Origin of the sequence: Xanthomonas sp. NCPPB 2632, assembly GCF_041228075.2 — a bacterium.
Taxonomy (GTDB): domain Bacteria; phylum Pseudomonadota; class Gammaproteobacteria; order Xanthomonadales; family Rhodanobacteraceae; genus Luteibacter.
The window spans coordinates 4301043-4316974 of the sequence record NZ_CM192979.1; the positions used below are offsets into that span (position 1 = coordinate 4301043).

The 15932-nt window shown below is 68.6% G+C and carries 14 protein-coding genes; 3 read left to right on the forward strand and 11 right to left on the reverse strand.

Translation table 11 applies throughout. The annotated features are described in order from the left end of the window. Positions 1-39: 39 nt before the first annotated feature. Positions 40-957, forward strand: coding sequence for a VirK/YbjX family protein (locus AB8808_RS18550; RefSeq protein WP_369931004.1), 918 nt, complete (start codon positions 40-42; stop codon positions 955-957). On the opposite strand, the gene AB8808_RS18555 is transcribed toward AB8808_RS18550, so the two are convergent. The 6 genes from AB8808_RS18555 to AB8808_RS18580 form a co-directional block, all read right to left on the reverse strand. After that, the gene (locus AB8808_RS18555) at positions 901-1698 is read right to left on the reverse strand and encodes a glycosyltransferase family 2 protein (RefSeq protein WP_369931005.1); all 798 of its coding nucleotides are present in this window, start codon (positions 1696-1698) and stop codon (positions 901-903) included. The genes AB8808_RS18550 and AB8808_RS18555 overlap by 57 nt on opposite strands. After that, positions 1688-2977 carry an O-antigen ligase family protein gene (locus tag AB8808_RS18560; protein ID WP_354516022.1) on the reverse strand — a complete coding sequence of 430 codons (1290 nt, stop codon included), beginning with the start codon at positions 2975-2977 and terminating at the stop codon, positions 1688-1690. The genes AB8808_RS18555 and AB8808_RS18560 overlap by 11 nt, the downstream gene beginning before the upstream one ends. Beyond that, on the reverse strand, positions 2974-4113 hold the full coding sequence (locus AB8808_RS18565) for a glycosyltransferase (protein ID WP_369931007.1): 1140 nt from the start codon (positions 4111-4113) through the stop codon (positions 2974-2976). Before AB8808_RS18565 ends, AB8808_RS18560 begins: the two co-directional genes overlap by 4 nt. 61 nt (positions 4114-4174) lie before the next feature. After that, a complete protein-coding gene (locus AB8808_RS18570; protein WP_036139517.1) occupies positions 4175-4381 on the reverse strand; it encodes a zinc-finger domain-containing protein in 207 nt (68 codons plus the stop codon). Positions 4382-4490: 109 nt separating this feature from the next. Further along, on the reverse strand, positions 4491-5081 hold the full coding sequence (locus tag AB8808_RS18575) for a YceI family protein (protein WP_036139514.1): 591 nt from the start codon (positions 5079-5081) through the stop codon (positions 4491-4493). 70 nt (positions 5082-5151) lie between these two features. Next, positions 5152-5745 carry a malonic semialdehyde reductase gene (locus AB8808_RS18580; protein WP_369931008.1) on the reverse strand — a complete coding sequence of 198 codons (594 nt, stop codon included), beginning with the start codon at positions 5743-5745 and terminating at the stop codon, positions 5152-5154. Between the two features lie 97 nt (positions 5746-5842). Between AB8808_RS18580 and AB8808_RS18585 the strand changes: the two genes are divergently transcribed. After that, positions 5843-6832: a mitochondrial fission ELM1 family protein gene (locus AB8808_RS18585; RefSeq protein WP_369931010.1), complete on the forward strand. Its 990-nt coding sequence runs from the start codon at positions 5843-5845 to the stop codon at positions 6830-6832. Here AB8808_RS18585 and AB8808_RS18590 read toward each other — a convergent pair. The 5 genes from AB8808_RS18590 to rpoZ form a co-directional block, all read right to left on the reverse strand. Further along, positions 6829-9423 carry a TIM-barrel domain-containing protein gene (locus tag AB8808_RS18590; RefSeq protein ID WP_369931012.1) on the reverse strand — a complete coding sequence of 865 codons (2595 nt, stop codon included), beginning with the start codon at positions 9421-9423 and terminating at the stop codon, positions 6829-6831. The two genes, AB8808_RS18585 and AB8808_RS18590, sit on opposite strands and share 4 nt — an antisense overlap. Before the next feature lie 44 nt (positions 9424-9467). After that, a complete protein-coding gene (gene recG, locus AB8808_RS18595) occupies positions 9468-11588 on the reverse strand; it encodes an ATP-dependent DNA helicase RecG (protein ID WP_369931013.1) in 2121 nt (706 codons plus the stop codon). Between the two features lie 16 nt (positions 11589-11604). Beyond that, entirely contained in the window at positions 11605-11988 is a 384-nt protein-coding gene (locus AB8808_RS18600) for a RidA family protein (RefSeq protein WP_369931014.1), read from the reverse strand. Positions 11989-12188: 200 nt separating this feature from the next. Then, complete coding sequence (locus AB8808_RS18605) at positions 12189-14375, reverse strand: RelA/SpoT family protein (RefSeq protein WP_369931015.1); 2187 nt, start codon at positions 14373-14375, stop codon at positions 12189-12191. Positions 14376-14487: 112 nt separating this feature from the next. Then, positions 14488-14778 (reverse strand): DNA-directed RNA polymerase subunit omega, encoded by a 291-nt coding sequence (gene rpoZ, locus AB8808_RS18610; RefSeq protein WP_036139505.1) that lies wholly within the window; start codon positions 14776-14778, stop codon positions 14488-14490. Positions 14779-14962: 184 nt separating this feature from the next. Here rpoZ and AB8808_RS18615 point away from each other — a divergent pair, with 184 nt between their 5' ends. Then, positions 14963-15784: an MlaA family lipoprotein gene (locus tag AB8808_RS18615; protein ID WP_369931016.1), complete on the forward strand. Its 822-nt coding sequence runs from the start codon at positions 14963-14965 to the stop codon at positions 15782-15784. The last annotated feature ends 148 nt before the right edge of the window (positions 15785-15932 follow it).

The window sequence follows — 15932 nt, forward strand, 5'->3', positions numbered from 1 at the left end:
AAACGTCCGTCGTACCCTTCGGAGACGGACCTTTTCCCCATGCAGTCGATCTTCCGCTTCGCGCGTTCCTTACGTGGCCGCGGTGCCTGGCACCGCAAGCGCTCGCACGTCGTGAATGCCGTGATCAACTACCTGGGGCGCAGCCTCACGCGCTGGCGCCGACACGACGCATGGCTGGCTTTCCTGGAAACACCGCCGATGGCGGGCGTGTCGTCGATCGACACCATCCTCACCGAGCGATACCAGCACCGCTACATCCACAAGGCGTGGTCGTGGCAGAAGCGCATGGACGTGTTGCGCGGGCACTACGAGTTCGCGCTGGCGCGTTTCCCGCGTCCGCTCTTCCATATGCTCTACCGCGAGCGCACGGTGCTGCTGGGCAAGGTCATCCTGCGCAACGGCGAGCCGCTGTCGCTGGTACTGAAGGCACCCTACCGCCGCGCGCGGGAAGGCGAGATGACCCTGTCGCTGGTGGACCATCAGGGCATGCAGCTGTCCTACGCCGCATTCTCGTTCATGGACGACGGCAAGGCCATCGCGATCGGCTGCCTGCAGGGTGCGCCCAACCACGCCGGGCTGGAAGCCGTGCGCGAGTTGACCCGCCAATGCCACGGCCTGCGTCCGAAGAACCTGCTGCTCTCGCTGATCCGCGCGCTGGCCGAGGCGTTCGAGGTGGAACGCGTGCTGGGCATCTCCAACGAGTCGCATGTGTTCGCCGGCATCGCCGACAAGGTCAAGGCCGACTACAACGGTTTCTGGCGCGAGTCCGGCGGCACGGAAACCGCCGACGGCTTCTACGCCATGGCGCCACACGAGCCGGTGCGTTGCGAGACCGAGGTGGAGAGCAAGCGGCGCAGCGAGTTCCGCCGTCGTGAGGCCCTGCGACGCGAGGCCTGCGAGCTAATCGTCGCGGCGTTCGGTTTCGAACGCGCCGTGGCCATGCCGCTGGCTGCCTGACATGCGTCGTTCGTACAGCTTGGCGTACTTCAGGAACGCGTAGAACGCGTGCACACGGGCCGCGACGAAGCCGGCCCAGCCGCCGCGCCAGTGGCCCCGCCAGACGTAGTACCGCGCGAACGCGATGCTCGGGTACACCACCATGCGCAGGCGCAGGAACCGTGGCTGGCGGGTCAGCCGGTCGCGTACCTGCAACGACGAATACCGATTGGCCTTGTCCACGCGGCCGCCGATGTCGCGCTCGCCGTAGTGGTCGATGATGGCGTCCAGGCGCCGCACCGGCCCGTCGACACGCACGCTCTCGTGCACCTCGTGGCCGCTCATCGCGGCGCGCGTACGATCGAACAGGCGCACATAGTGATTCAGGCGCGCGCGGTCGGGCTGCCAGCGCCAGAACACCCATTCGCGGCGAAGCAGTTCGAAGCCGGCCACGTCCGGCGCGACCAGGGCGGCCTGGATACGCTCGGCGGCCAGCGCCGGCAGGGCTTCGTCGGAGTCGAGCAGGAGCACCCAGCGATGCGCGGCCAGGTCGATGGCCGCCTGCTTCTGCGCGCTGTAGCCCGCGAACGGCTGCACGTGCACACGTGCCCCGTGCGAGCGGGCGATGTCGACGGTGGCGTCGGTGGAGCCGGAGTCCAGCAGCAGGATGTCGTCGGCGAAACGCACGGAAGCCAGGCAGGCGCCGATGGTCGCGGCGTTGTCGAACGAAGTGACTACCACGGACAGCGGCTCACGCGCCACGGCGAGGCACCTCGTCGGTCGCATCGGGCAGGTCGGCGAACAGCGCCGCGCACCACACCGCGAACAGCCAGGCCGTGAGCAGCCCCCACCACGCCGAATAGAAGGCCATGTGCGTGTTGAGCGGGAAGAAGATCGCGAACAGCGCGACGGTGGCCGGAAAGGCCCGCGCACGCGCCACCGGGCCGGCGCGCCACCAGGTGCATACAGCCAGCACGGTGGCAGCCAGCCAGGCCAGCAGGCCGAGGGTGCCGGTTTCCGTCGCGGCTTCCAGCAGCACCTGGTGCGGATGACAGGCGCCCTCGCCTTCGCCGCATTTCTCGGTGGTCAGGAAATGATCGCCGGGCGTGGCGACGGACGGATAGGCGACGCGGAAGCCGCGCACGCCGACGCCGTTGATCGGGTGGGCTGCGTAGAGACGCAGCGAGGTGGTCCAGATATCCAGGCGACCGGTCAGCGCGGTGTCCACCCCAGCCTCGGTACCTGTCAGGGCCGGCAACGTGTGCGCCATGCGGTCACGGAAGCGAGGCGATACCTGCCAGGCCAGGGCACCCACCAGGGCGACGACCACGCCCATGCCGAGGCAGGCCACCGCGAACCGACGGAAGCTGCCGGCTTCGCGCCAGAGGAAGGCCAACGCCACCAGCGCGTAGCAGAGCCAGGAAGCACGCGACCCGGACAACAGCACCGGCCCCATCGCCAGCAGGAAAGCGGCCAGCAGGCCACGACGGCCCCAGCGTTCGCGCGCGGCCCACAACAGGAAGGGCGCCAGGGCGGACACTGCGGGGCCGAGCTTGAGGTTGTAGGCGCCGAAGATGCCGGACAGCCGCTCGGGATGCGACGCCCCGGCCAGGCCATAACCGGTGATCGCCTGCACCCAGGCATCGACGACCCACACCGCCACGACGACGGCCGTGGCGAACCACAGGGCGCGCACCTTGCCCGGCCGACGCATGGCGAAGCAGGTGTAGATGCCCAGTGGCGCGAAGCGCAGGATGCCGGCCACGGTGCCCCAGGTCTTGCCAGGCGCCACGGCATCGATCGCCGAGACCAGCGCCGCGCCCGCATAGGCCGCGAACAGCCAGAGGAAAAGCCATGCGCCGGGGTGGTGCCGCAGGGCCTGCGGTTCGCGCACCAGCAGCAGGATCGTGCCGACCAGGGCGAGGAACACACCCAGCTCCGCGCTGCGGCCGAAGGGCAGCAGCGCGGGAATCAGCCACACGGGCAACAGCGGCGACGCCAGTCCCGCTTTCAGCAGGGCGCCGGGCCGTGACGCGCTCACGCGACCGGCGCGCCTTCGACCACTTCCGCGTACAGCGCCAGCGTGGCCGACTGCATGTCGATCAGGCGATAGCTTCGCGGCGGCGGGATGGGCGGGGCGAAGCGCAGGAGTTCCGCGGCGCGCTCGACCAGGCGCTCGCGATCGCCGGGCGGCACGCGACCGGCCGGATAGAGTTCGGCCAGCAACTCGCCTACGCCCCCGTGTGCATAACCCAGGACCGGGCGGCACAGGGCCAGCGCCTCGACCACGGTGCGGCCGAACGACTCGGGGCGCACCGACAGTTGCAGCACCAGGGCGGACAGCGCGTAGACATCGCGCACGTCGGCACGCGCGGGCGAAATGACCACACGGTCGTCGAGCCCACGCGCATGGATCAGCTGGCGCAGTTCGGCCACGTAGGCCTCGCGCCCCGGCTCGTCCGCGCCCAGCAGGAGCAGGCGCACGTCGATGGCGCGCTGCTGGAGGTCGGCCACCAGTTCGATCGCATCCGCATGTCCCTTCAGGCGCGTGCCGCGACCGGGCAGGGTCAGCAGCGGCGCGCCGGCCAACTGGGGGTATTCGTCATGGAACGCGCGCTGCCAGCTGTCGTCGGGGCGGTAGCCGTACGGAAACGCCTCGGTGTCGATGCCGCGCGGGATGACCGAGATGCGGGCGGTGTCGATATCGTTCGGGTAGTGGCGCAGCACGTAGTCGCGCAGGGTCTGCGAGACCACGATGACCCGTTCGCCGCGCAGCAGCACGGCGCTGTAGCGGCTCGGGCTGTTGAGCCCGTGCACCGTGGTGACGAAGTGCGGACGGGGCTTCACGCCGCGCATCGCCCACCAGCCGATCCAGGCCGGCAGTCGCGACCGCGCATGGACGATGTCCGGCTGCACCCGGCGCAGCACGCGGCGCAGGGCGCCGACGGTGAACAGGGTGGCCAGGGACTTGCGTCCGATCGGGAGCGTGACGTGCTCGCTGCCCTCGGCCTCCAGCTGGGCGACCAGACGGCCGCCGGCCGACACCACCACCGAGCGATGTCCCGCCGCCACCAGGGCACGGGCGATTTCGAGCGTCGAGCGCTCCGCCCCGCCCGAATGGAGCGAGGGGATCAGCTGCACGACGGTCATCGTCCGGAGCGGGGCGACGGTGGCCATGGGTGGGTCCGTTGAGAGTGGTGACGCAGGCGAAGCACGAAACGTGCCCGCATGGGCGCGTTCAATCCTTCAGGACGTAGTTGGCGCCGCAATACATGCACTTCGAGGTGCCACCCTCGTCCTCGATCGCCAGGTAGACGCGCGGATGCGAGTTCCACAGGTACATGCCCGGCATGGGACAGGACAGCGGCAGGTCGGCGCGCGTCACTTCATAGCGGTTTTCGGCATTCGCCGGGATGAGCGGCGCGGCCGCAGGATTGGGTCGCATGGGGGAACTCCGGGCGAAACGGTGGAACCGGGGTCTGCGATGGTAACAAAAAAGAAAACCCGCGCCGTCGCCGGCGCGGGTCTTTCACGGACCGCAAGGCCCGCGGGGCTTACTTCTTCTCGGCGGAGGCGTCGTGGCCTTCGGTCGTGATGCGGATCTTGATCTCGTCCGACACGTTGGGCACATAGGCGCCGACGCCGAAGTCGGAGCGCTTGATGGTGGCGGTGGCGTCGAAGCCGACCGACTGCACCTTCATCATCGGGTGCGGGCCGACCTTGTTCAGCGTGACGTCGAGCGTGACCGGCTTGGTCACGCCGTGCGCGGTGAGGTCGCCCGTGACCTTCAGCTTGTCCTTGCCGGCGGACACCACCTTGGTGCTCTTGAAGGTGATGTTCGGGTACTTGGCGGCGTCGAGGAAGTCGGCCGACTTCAGGTGCTCGTCGAGCTTGGGCACGAACGTGTCCAGGCCGGAGAGCGGCAGGGTCACTTCCACGGTGGACTTGGTGGGAGCGGCCTCGTCGTACACCAGCGTGCCGTCGACCTGGCCGAGGTTGGCGGTCGGGTTGGAGAAGCCGAAGTGGTTCCAGCTGAACAGGACCATGGTGTGGGTCGGGTCGAGCTTGTAGGTGACCGGGGCGGCGACGGCGGTGCCGGCGGTGGCGAGCAGGCCGGCGAGGGCGACGTAACGGAGCATGCGCATGGGTGGTTCTCCAGCAGTGTGGGTACGACTAGGACGGCGGGAACAAAAGGTCACCGCGGGAAAAGGGGTGTCACGCGATCTGCGCGGCTTCCTCGAAGCTGAGCCGCGGCAGGCGGTCGAACAGGTGCTGGCTGGCATCGCCGTAGCCGATGTTCACCAGGAAATTGGACTTGACGGTGGTGCCCGCGAAGAACTCGGCATCCACGCCCGCCTGGTCGAACCCGGACATGGGGCCGCAGTCCAGGCCCAGGGCACGGGCGGCCATGATGAGGTAGGCCCCCTGCAGCGAGCCGTTGCGCATGCCCGAGGACTGGATCATGTCTTCCTTGCCGACGAACCAGCTGCGGGCATCCGCATGCGGGAACAGCTTGGGCAAATGGTCGTAGAACGCGAAATCGGTGGCGACGATGGCGGTGACCGGGGCCTGCATCGATTTCTCGGCGTTGGACTCGGCCAGGTAGGGCTTCAGGCGCGCCTTGGCGTCGGCGGACTTGATGAACATGACGCGCATGGGCGAGGAGTTGGCCGCGGTGGGGCCGAACTTCGCCAGTTCGTACAACCGGTGGATCTGTTCGTCGGTCACTTCCCTGGGCAGCCACGCGTTGTAGGTGCGGGCGGTGAGGAACAACTGGTCCAGCGATGCATCGGACAGCGGAGCGCTCATGGATATCCTTGTACAGTGACGAGACGCCAAACTCTGGCATTCCGACAGTGTAAGCGCCCCGGCGCCCCGTGTGGACCGGTCGGACAAGGAACGAAGTGTGCAAAAAACGATACCAATCGCCGAGCGCGGCCCCTGCTGGGTGATCACCGATGGGGCGGCGGGCAACCGGCGACAGGCCCTGGCGCTGGCCGAAGCACTCACTCCCTCCATCCGCGAGATCGTCATCGAACTGCGCGCACCGTGGTCATGGGCCGCGCCACGCCTGCTGCCGGTCGGCCGGTTGGCACTCGGTCGCCACGAGCACCAGCTGCGGCCGCCCTGGCCGTCCCTGGTCATCGGCTGCGGCCGTGCCGCCGCCTGGGCGACACGGCAGGTTCGCCAGTGGTCGCAGGGCGGCACGCGCGCCGTGCAGGTGCTCGACCCGCGCCTGGACCCGCGCCACTGGGACCTGGTGATCGCCCCCGCACACGATGGCCTGACGGGGAACAACGTGCTCACGCCGCTGGGATCGCTGCATCCTATCGACGATGCCTGGCTGGCCGACGGGCGTGATGCCTTTCCCTGGCTGGCCGATCTGCCGGGCCCGCGCCTGGGCGTGCTGCTGGGCGGACACCGGCGTGGCGCGCCCTTCGAACGCACCGCCGTGGACGCGTTCCTGGCCGCCGTGCGCGCACGCCACGCGCGGGATGGCGGCAGCGTGCTGGTGGCGGCCTCACGGCGCACCCCCGACGCGCTGCTGCCGACCCTCCGCGAGGCGTTTGCCGACCTGCCCGGGCTGGTCTGGACCGGCGACCACGACGGCGCCAACCCCTACCCCGGCATCCTGGCCTGGGCGGATCGCCTGGTGGTCACGCCGGACTCGGTGAACATGCTCTCGGAAGCCTGCGCCACGGGCGCCCCCGTGCACACGTTCACTTCCGCGCCGCTGGACGCGAAGCTGGCCCGCTTCCATGCAGAGCTGCGGCAGGCCGGCCTGTTGCACGACCTGGACGCCGACACACCTGCCCGGCAGACGCCGCTACGGGAAACCGCCCGGATCGCGGCCGACGTGCGCCGGCGCCTTGGCGCGCCTCTTGCGGCCGCCTAGCGACCCAGCCGACTGCGGAAACCCGCGCGCAGGTCGACCGCTACATGGGCGGCCTCCAGGGTGGCGTCCATGTTCGCCAGCCGCCCGCGGAAGGCCGCCACTTCCGCCGCGAACCGGTCGGGGTGGTAGTCGATCAGCAGGTCGGCCTGCGCCGCGGCGGAGAGCTCATCGGGGAGGCCGCCAAAGTCGACCCAGTGGCCTTTCAGCCAGGCGACGGCCTCGCGCACGTCGCGCATCTGGCCGACCAGCCCGTCCACATCCGGCGCATCCGCGGGCCAGATCACCTCGACCACCTGCGGCTGTGCCGCCGCGTGCTCGGGCAGCACCACGTGCAACGTGAGGTCGCGGCCACGGAGCCGCCACGTGCCCGGCGCGCCATCGTCGGCGCGGGTGAGCGTCACGCCGTCGACGGTGACGCGCGAGGGCATGGCCACCGCGACGAAATCGACCGACCAGCGACGCGACGCGGGCATGCCCGGATAGCTGCCGTCGCGCGCAGCGATACGCAGGCGCACGCCGTGGGGCCGCTTCTCCGTTGCCAGCGCCGTGCGCGCGAAGGCGCTGCCGCGATAGGCCTCGTCTTCGCCGGCGTCTTCGTACAGCTCGGCCGTGGCCTGGCCACCCGGATACACGCGCAACGTGCGCCCGCCGGTGTCGTGGGACACGCTCACCGTGGGATCGGTGCTGGTGGGCACGATGGCGCCGGCGCGCGCGAACACGGGCGTTTCGTCCAGGCGGTAGCGCCCCTGCACGGTGCGCTCGCCCTGTAGCGAACGGCCCTGCACGGTATCGAACCAGGCGCCGCGCGGCAGCCAGGTGTCCCGGACCGCGAAGCCGTCCGCACCGGCCGCCGCCGTGACCGGATCGACCAGCAGGTCGTCGCCGAACAGGTATTCGCCGTCGCTGCGGTAGGCACGGTCGTCGTCGGGCCACGCGTAGTACAGCGGCCGCACCAGCGAGACACCCGTGTCGTACGCCTTGCGGGCCATGGTGTAGGTATAGGGCAGCAAGCGGTAACGCGTCAGCACCGACTCGCGCAGGGCATCGAACTCGGCCGGCGCGAACCGCCAGGGCTCCTTGCGCAGGTTCGGGTTCTTGGTGGTGTGCGTGCGCATGATCGGGCTATAGGCACCGAACTGCATCCAGCGCACGTAGAGCTGCGGGTCGATCCGTCGCGTGGCCGGATCGCTTTCGTCGCGGAAGGTGTGACCGCCGAGGTCGTGGCTCCAGTAGCCGTACAGCACGTTCGACGCCGTCGCGGTGAACCGGGGCTGGAACGCCAGCGATGCCCACGAGATGATCGAGTCGCCCGAGAAACCCACCTGGTAACGATGGTTACCGAGGCCGCCCCAGCGGTGATAGATCAAGGCGCGCTTGCTGTCGGTCTGCTGCATGCGGGTGAAGAACACATGGTTGAGCCACCACGTGTTGCTCAGGCCCGGCATGGCCTTGGATTCGCGCCATTGCTGCCAGTCCAGCCACCAGAAGCTCACGCCCATGCGGTGCAGCGGGTCGAGCACGGTGTCGAACAGGGCCGACATGTAGGCGGCATCGGCCGCCTCGAACGGCAGTGGATGAGCGGGGTCGGCCTTCATCCGCGCCATGAAGGCGGCGTAGGCGTCCTCGTGCGGCAACACACCCGAGGCGGGATGCAGGTTCAGGGTGACCCTCAGGCCCTGCTCGCCCAGCCAGTGCAGCAGGCGCTGCGGGTCGGGGAACAGGCTGCGGTTCCACGAGAATCCCGTCCAGCCCGGCGTCTGTCCGGCAACGTCGCGTTGCGTGCCGCTGGACGACAGGCCGGGCGTGGTGTGCCAGTCCATGTCGATGACCAGCACGTCCAGCGGGATGCCGTAGCGCGCGAAGTCGGCGGCAACCTCGCGCACCTCGCTGTCGCTGTAGTTCCAGTAGCGCGACCACCAGTAGCCGAAGGCGTAGCGCGGCGGCAGCGGCTCGTGCCCGGCGACCCGCGTAAAGTCGCCCAGCGCCGCCACGTAGTCGTGGCCGTAACCGAAGAAGGTCCAGTCGGTGCAGGTGGCGCACTCGCGACGATGCACCCAGGGCAACGCCTCGTTGCCGAAGACGAAGCTGCCGGTGTCGTCGACCAGGTGCCAGCCATCGCGCGACAGCAGGCCGTCGCCAAGATCCAGCGGCGTGTTGTCGGACGCATGGCGATCGCCGTCCACCTGGTCCAGCGTGCGCGCCGTGCCGCCGAGGTTGTGCGTTTCCTTCAGCCCCGGATGCCATGCCACGGCAGGCTTCAGCTGCTTCGAGGCGATGCTGAGGTTGTCGGCCGTGAAGGGGCCCGAGCCTTCCTTGTAGCGCAGCGTGAGCAGGGCCGTGCGGATGACCAGCCAGCCGTCGTCGTGGGATACGGTGGCGGGCACGTCTTCGCCGTTGCCGCGCGTGGCGAACACCAGCGACGGACGATCCTCGAACGACCTCGACGGCGCGTATTCCATGCGGATGACACGCGGGGTAAGGACGGTGAAGCGGGCCTCGCCGCTGACGACCGGGGCAGCGTGCGCATGGGGCGCCAGCGTGGCGAGCAGGAGAAGGGCCGTGGACACCACGGCGGCCCGGATCACATTCATTCGCATGCCCCCATCGAAGGAAGCTACGACTCTAGCATGCGGTTTCAGGCGTCCACATAGCGTGCGGCATCGCCCACCCAGCGCGCGATGAGACGCTCGCAGCGTGCGGGATGCTGGGCCATCATCGCCTCGGCCACGCGCTGCACCTCGGGCATGAGATGGCCGTCGCGCGTCAGGTCGGCGATGCGGAACTGCAACTGCCCGGTCTGCCGAGTGCCCAGCACTTCACCCGGACCGCGCAGTTCAAGGTCTTTCTCGGCGATGCGGAAGCCGTCGTTGGTCTCGCGCATCACCTGCAGGCGTTCGCGCGCCAGCCGCGACAGGGGCGTCTGGTACAGCAGCACGCAGTTGGACGCGATCGCGCCGCGGCCGACGCGCCCGCGCAACTGGTGCAGCTGCGCCAGGCCCAGGCGTTCGCTGTTTTCGATGACCATGAGGCTGGCGTTGGGCACGTCCACGCCCACCTCGATCACGGTGGTGGCGACCAGCACGGCCAGTTCGCCGGCCTTGAACGCATCCATCACCGCCTGTTTTTCCTTCGGCTTCATGCGCCCGTGGATCAGTCCCACGGCGAGGTCCGGCAGGCCCGTGGTCAGTTCCGCGTGCGCGACCTCGGCGGCCTGCGCGTTGAGCTGTTCGGATTCCTCGATCAGCGTGCACACCCAGTACACCTGCCGCCCCTGCATGCACGCGGCGTGGATGCGCTCCATGACCTCGTAACGACGTTCGTTGGAGATAGCCACGGTCTGCACCGGCGTACGACCGGGGGGCAGCTCGTCGATCGAGGACACATCCAGATCGGCGTACGCGCTCATGGCCAGCGTACGCGGGATGGGCGTGGCGGTCAGAACCAGCTGGTGTGGGATGAGTGCGCCGTCGGCGCCTTTGTCGCGCAAGGCGAGGCGCTGGTGCACACCGAAGCGGTGCTGCTCGTCGACGATGACCAGCCCCAGCTTGTGGAACGCCACGCCTTCCTGCATCAGCGCGTGCGTGCCGACGACGACATGCGCCTGGCCATCCGCCGCGCGGGCCAGGGCGTTCTTGCGCGCCTTGCCCTGCACCTTGCCGGCCAGCCATTCCACCTCCAGGCCGAGCGGCTCGAGCCAGGCGCGGAAGTTTCGCAGGTGCTGCTCGGCCAGCAGTTCGGTCGGCGCCATCAGGGCGACCTGATAGCCGCTTTCCACCGCGGCGACAGCGGCCAGCGCGGCCACCACGGTCTTGCCGCTGCCCACGTCGCCCTGCACCAGGCGCAGCATCGGATGCGCGCGCGACAGGTCGCGTGCCACTTCCTTCGACACGCGCGCCTGCGCGCCGGTGAGCGCGAACGGCAGCGCGGCCAGCAGGCGATCCTTCAACGTGCCGGCGCTTTTCAACGCCGGTGCCTTACGCTCTTTCACCGCCGCGCGCATGCGCCGCAGGGTGAGGTGCTGGGTCAGCAGTTCCTCGAACGCCAGCCGCTGCTGCGCCGGGTGTTGGCCCTGCTCCAGCTGGCGGAGGTCGACGTCCGTCGGCGGTCGGTGCACGTAGGCCAGCGCATCGCGCAGTGATGTGAGCCCCGCCGGGCGACCGATGTCGTCAGGGATGAGTTCGAGGCGATCGTCGGTGGGCAGGTGCGCCAACGCGCGGCCGATGACGCTGGCGAGGCGTCGCGGACCCAGGCCCTCCGTGGTGGGATAGACCGGCGTGAGCCGTTCGTCCATCAATACGGCTTCATCCGCCTCGATGCGCTGGTATTGCGGGTGGACGATTTCCAGGCCCTGCGGGCCCTGTCGCACTTCGCCGAAGCACAGCAGTCGCGCGCCCTTGGGCAACTGGTCTACCTGCGACTTGCGGAAGTGGAAGAAGCGCAGCAGCAGAGGACGTCCGGACTCGTCGCCGATGATCACCTTGAGCTGTGGCCGGAAGCGAAAACCGCGCTCGACGTGTTCGACCACGCCCTCGACCTGCGCACGATCGCCCGGGCGCAGGTCGCCGATGGGCACGACGGTGGTGCGATCCTCGTAGCGCAACGGCAGGTGGAACCAGAGGTCCTGCACCTCGCGAAGACCCAGCTTGCGCAGGGTCTCGGCCAGGGCCGGACCCACGCCACCCAGCGAGGTCAGCGGCGCACGCCCGGGGTCCGCTGCCGGAATGGCGGCGGACGGGGGTGTCGCGCGTCGGGCCACGGGAACGGCGCGGGCCTTACGGCAGGACGAGGATCGCGTCGACCTCGACCTGCGCGGCCTTGGGCAGTGCCGAGACCTCGATGGTGGAACGCGCCGGGTACGGCTGCTGGAAGTATTCGGCCATCACCGCGTTCACGGCGGCGAAGTTGCCCAGGTCGGTCACGTAGATGCCCACACGGACGATGTCCGCCAGCGTGCCGCCCGCCGCCTCGGCCACTGCGACGAGGTTGTCGAACACGCGGCGCGTCTGCGCGGTGATGTCGCCATCCACAAGGTTGCCAGTGGCCGGATCGAGCGGGATCTGGCCCGAGAAATACACCGTGTTGCCGGCACGAACAGCCTGCGAATACGGGCCGATGGCGGACGGCGCCTTGTCGGTAGCGATGGTGCTGCGGGTCATGGGGAGGGTCCGTAGGGGATCGACCGCCAGTCTATCCATGCCGCGGAAGCGCCGCTAGCGACCACTCGCCCTGTAGGAGCGCACGATGTGCGCGAACGGCGCTCGCGTTGCCCTGAGGGGTTGCCTCGTCATCGCTTTGTTGGCTTTTCGCGCACATCGTGCGCTCCTACCCACGGCAATGGGGGGCGGCACGGGCGGGGTCAGAGGGGGTGGCGGTAGACGCCGCTGACGACACCGGTGCGGCGGACGCGGCGCATGACATCGGCGAGGTGTTTGCGGCCGTTGACCTCGATGGCGAACAGCAGCGTGGCGGCGGTGCTGTCACGCTCGATGTATTCGACGTTCTCGATGTTGGAGCCGGCGTCGGCGATGGCGGCGGCCACGGTGGCGAGCACGCCGGGCCGGTTGAGCACCTCGATGCGCAATTCGGCGCGGTAGTCGCCGGCTACGTCGCGATCCCACTCGATGGCCACGATGCGCTCGGGCGTCTTGCGGAACTCCGGCACGTTCGGGCACTCCACCCGGTGCACCACGATGCCCTTGCCCGAGGACAGGAAGCCGATGATCTCGTCGCCCGGCAACGGATGGCAACAGTTGCCGAAGCTGAGCACGCCGCGCTCGGCGCCGCTGATGCGGATCTTTTCCGCGCTGTGCTGCTGCTCGGACGGTGCCTGCGGACCGCCGGCACCCGGACCCAGCAGGCCGAGCAGCTGCACGGCGACCTGGTCGGCGAAACGGTTGCCCAGCGCGATCTCGGAAAGCAGTTCTTCCAGGCGCTTCAGCTTCGCGTCTTCGAGGAAGCGATCCAGCGTGGCGGCCGGCACGGCGTCCAGGCTCATGCCACGGGCGTCGAGCGCACGGTCGAGCATGCGATGGCCGAAGTCCACGGCATCCTCGTGCTGCAGGTGCTTGAGGTACTGGCGGATGGCGGTGCGCGCCTTGCCCGTCACCACCGCCTCGAGCCACGCGGGGTTCGGCACCGCGGAGGGGGCGGTGATGATCTCCACCTGCTGGCCCGAGACCAGCCGCGTGCGCAGCGGCACCAGCTTCTTGTCCACGCGGGCCGCGACGGCGTGATCGCCCACGTCGGTATGCACGGCGTAGGCGAAATCCAGCGCCGTGGCGTTGCGCGGCAGCGAGAAGATCTCGCCGCGCGGCGTGAACAGGTAGACCTCGTCCGGGAACAGGTCGATCTTGACGTTTTCGAGGAATTCCGAGGCCGACGGTGTATTGGCCTGGCTATCGGCGAGCGCGGACAACCACTCCCGGGCGCGGGCCTGCGCGCTGTTGGACGGGCCGGAATCGCTCTTGTACGCCCAGTGCGCGGCCACGCCGCGCTCGGCCACCGATTCCATCTCCGAGGTGCGGATCTGGATCTCGATCGGGGCGCCGAACGGACCCAGCAGCACGGTGTGCAGCGACTGGTAGCCGTTGCCCTTGGGGATGGCGATGAAATCCTTGAAGCGGCCGTCCACCGGTTTGTACAGGCCATGCACGGCGCCGAGCGCCATGTAGCAGTGCATGGCGTTGTCGGTGATCACGCGGAAGCCGTAGACATCCATCAGCTGCGCGAACGATTTATGGTCGCCGCGCATCTTCGAATAGATGCTCCACGCCGACTTGATCCGGCTGACGGCGCGGCCGGGAATCTTCTCGGCGGCCAGGCGCCCTTCGAGCGCCATCTCGATCTTGGCCATGGCCTCGCGGCGGTTGCCGATGGCGGCGCGGATACGCTCGCCGATGATGCGGTGGCGGTCCGGATACAGCGCCTTGAAACCGAGATCCTGCAGCTCGGCCTTGAACTTGTTCATGCCCAGGCGCTGCGCGATGGGCGCGTAGATCTCCAGCGTTTCGCGGGCGATGCGACGACGCGAGGGGCCGTCTTTCGCCCCCAGCGTACGCATGTTGTGCAGGCGGTCGGAGAGCTTGATCAGGATGACGCGCAGGTCGCGCGCCATGGCCAGGAGCATCTTGCGGAAGCTTTCCGCATCGGCTTCCTGGCGGCTGGAAAAACGCATCTTGTCGAGCTTGGTGACGCCGTCGACCAGCTCCGCCACGGTCTCGCCGAACTCGCCCGCCAGTTCGTCCCGCGCCAGCCGGGTGTCTTCCAGGGTGTCGTGCAGGATGGCCGCGATGATGGTTTCGGCATCCAGGCCCAGTTCGGCCAGCACGTGGGCCACCGCCACCGGGTGCGTGATGTAGGGCTCGCCGGATTTACGCGTCTGCCCCTCGTGCGCGGCGGCACCGATGAGGAAGGCGCGCCGGATGCGCAGCACCTGATCGTGCGGCAGGTAGGTGCCTACCCGTTCTTCGAGGGCCTGGACGTAGGGCGGCACGGGGCCGTCGTCCAGCACGTCGGTCAGTTTCTTGGCGGGAATGACTTCCATGGGAGGCCCCTGTGCCGTCAGCCGGCACAGCCTCCCGCGCGCGGCATCAGCGGCCGCGCGTCAGGGCGCGCAACGTTCGGATAAATGCAGGGCCGACAGCGACCCGGCATCATCAGTCATCCCCGCCCTTGGAGAGGTCGTCGTCCACTTCCGTGGCGGCCCACTCGAGGGCTTCGCGCTCGGCACGCTCGCGAGCGGCGCGGTCGATTTCGTCGATCATCTCGTCGTTGACGCGGCGGTCGGCGATTTCGCGCAGGGCGAGCACGGTCGGCTTGTCGTTGTCGGGATCGATGGTGGGCTCGGCACCCTTGGACAGCTGGCGCGCGCGCTTGGTCGCCATGAGCACGAGCTCAAAGCGGTTGTCGACTACCTCAAGGCAGTCTTCGACGGTAATTCGGGCCATTTCAAATCCTTGACAATAAAGATACTTCTGACCGGGCAGTTTAGCGGTCCGGCCCATTGGCTGGCAATGAGGGGACGGGTATCATGTGGGGTTCTGACCAGGAAGGGCGGGTGTAGTGCAAATAATAAAACCAGGCGGTACACTATCCTATCGCCCCACCCCCGAAGCCACTCCGATGCGCCCCATGCCCTTTTTCCGGATCGTCCGTCGTGCCGTCGGCCTCGCGTCGCTGGCTTTGCTTGCCGCGTGTCATATCGCACCGCCCCGCACCGACGACCCGAACGAAAACTTCAACCGGAAGGTCTACGCCTTCAACGACAAGCTGGACAAGGCGATCATCCGCCCTGTGGCGGTAGGTTACCGGAAGATCACCAACCCGCCCGTCCGTACGGCGGTCAGTGACTTCTACACCAATATCCGCCTGCCGATCACCATCGGCAACCAGCTGCTCCAGTTCCGTCCCGGCCAGGCGGCCGTGACCACGGGCCGTTTCGTGGTCAACCTGACCATCGGCGTCCTCGGCTTCAAGGATCCGGCCAGCATGCTCGGCATGCCGCTGTACGACAGCGACTTCGGCGTCACCCTGGCCCGCTGGGGTGTGCCCGAGGGCGACTACCTGGTCATGCCGCTGATCGGCCCGACCACGGTGCGCGACGTCTGGCGCCTGCCGGTAGACAGCTACTTCTTCGACCCGCTGAGCTACCTGAGCCGCAACCACGACTTCCACAGCGGCCAGTACTACGCGCCGTCGGTCCTGTACCTCATCACGGTCCGCGCCCGCGCGATCGATGCCGAGAGCTTCCTCGCCTCGGCCTACGATCCGTACGTGTTCCTGCGCGACGCCTATCGCCAGCAGCGCCTCTACCAGATCTACGACGGCAACCCGCCGGCCGAAGCGATCGAGCAGATGCAGGGCCTGAGCGACAGCAACAAGGATTTCGACCCGGAGCAGCTCCTGGACGAACAACACAAGTGGGAACGGTCGAACGGGCAGAAGCCCGATTGATCGAAAGGGCCCTTCGGGGCCCTTTTTTGGTTTTGGGGTGGCGGTTTTCGGGCGTCGGGCTCGGGCGTCGGGCGTCGGGCTCGGGGGCTCGGGGGTAGGAGCGCACGCGCGTGCACGATCTTCGTTCGGCGCACGGAAACGCTGGCAC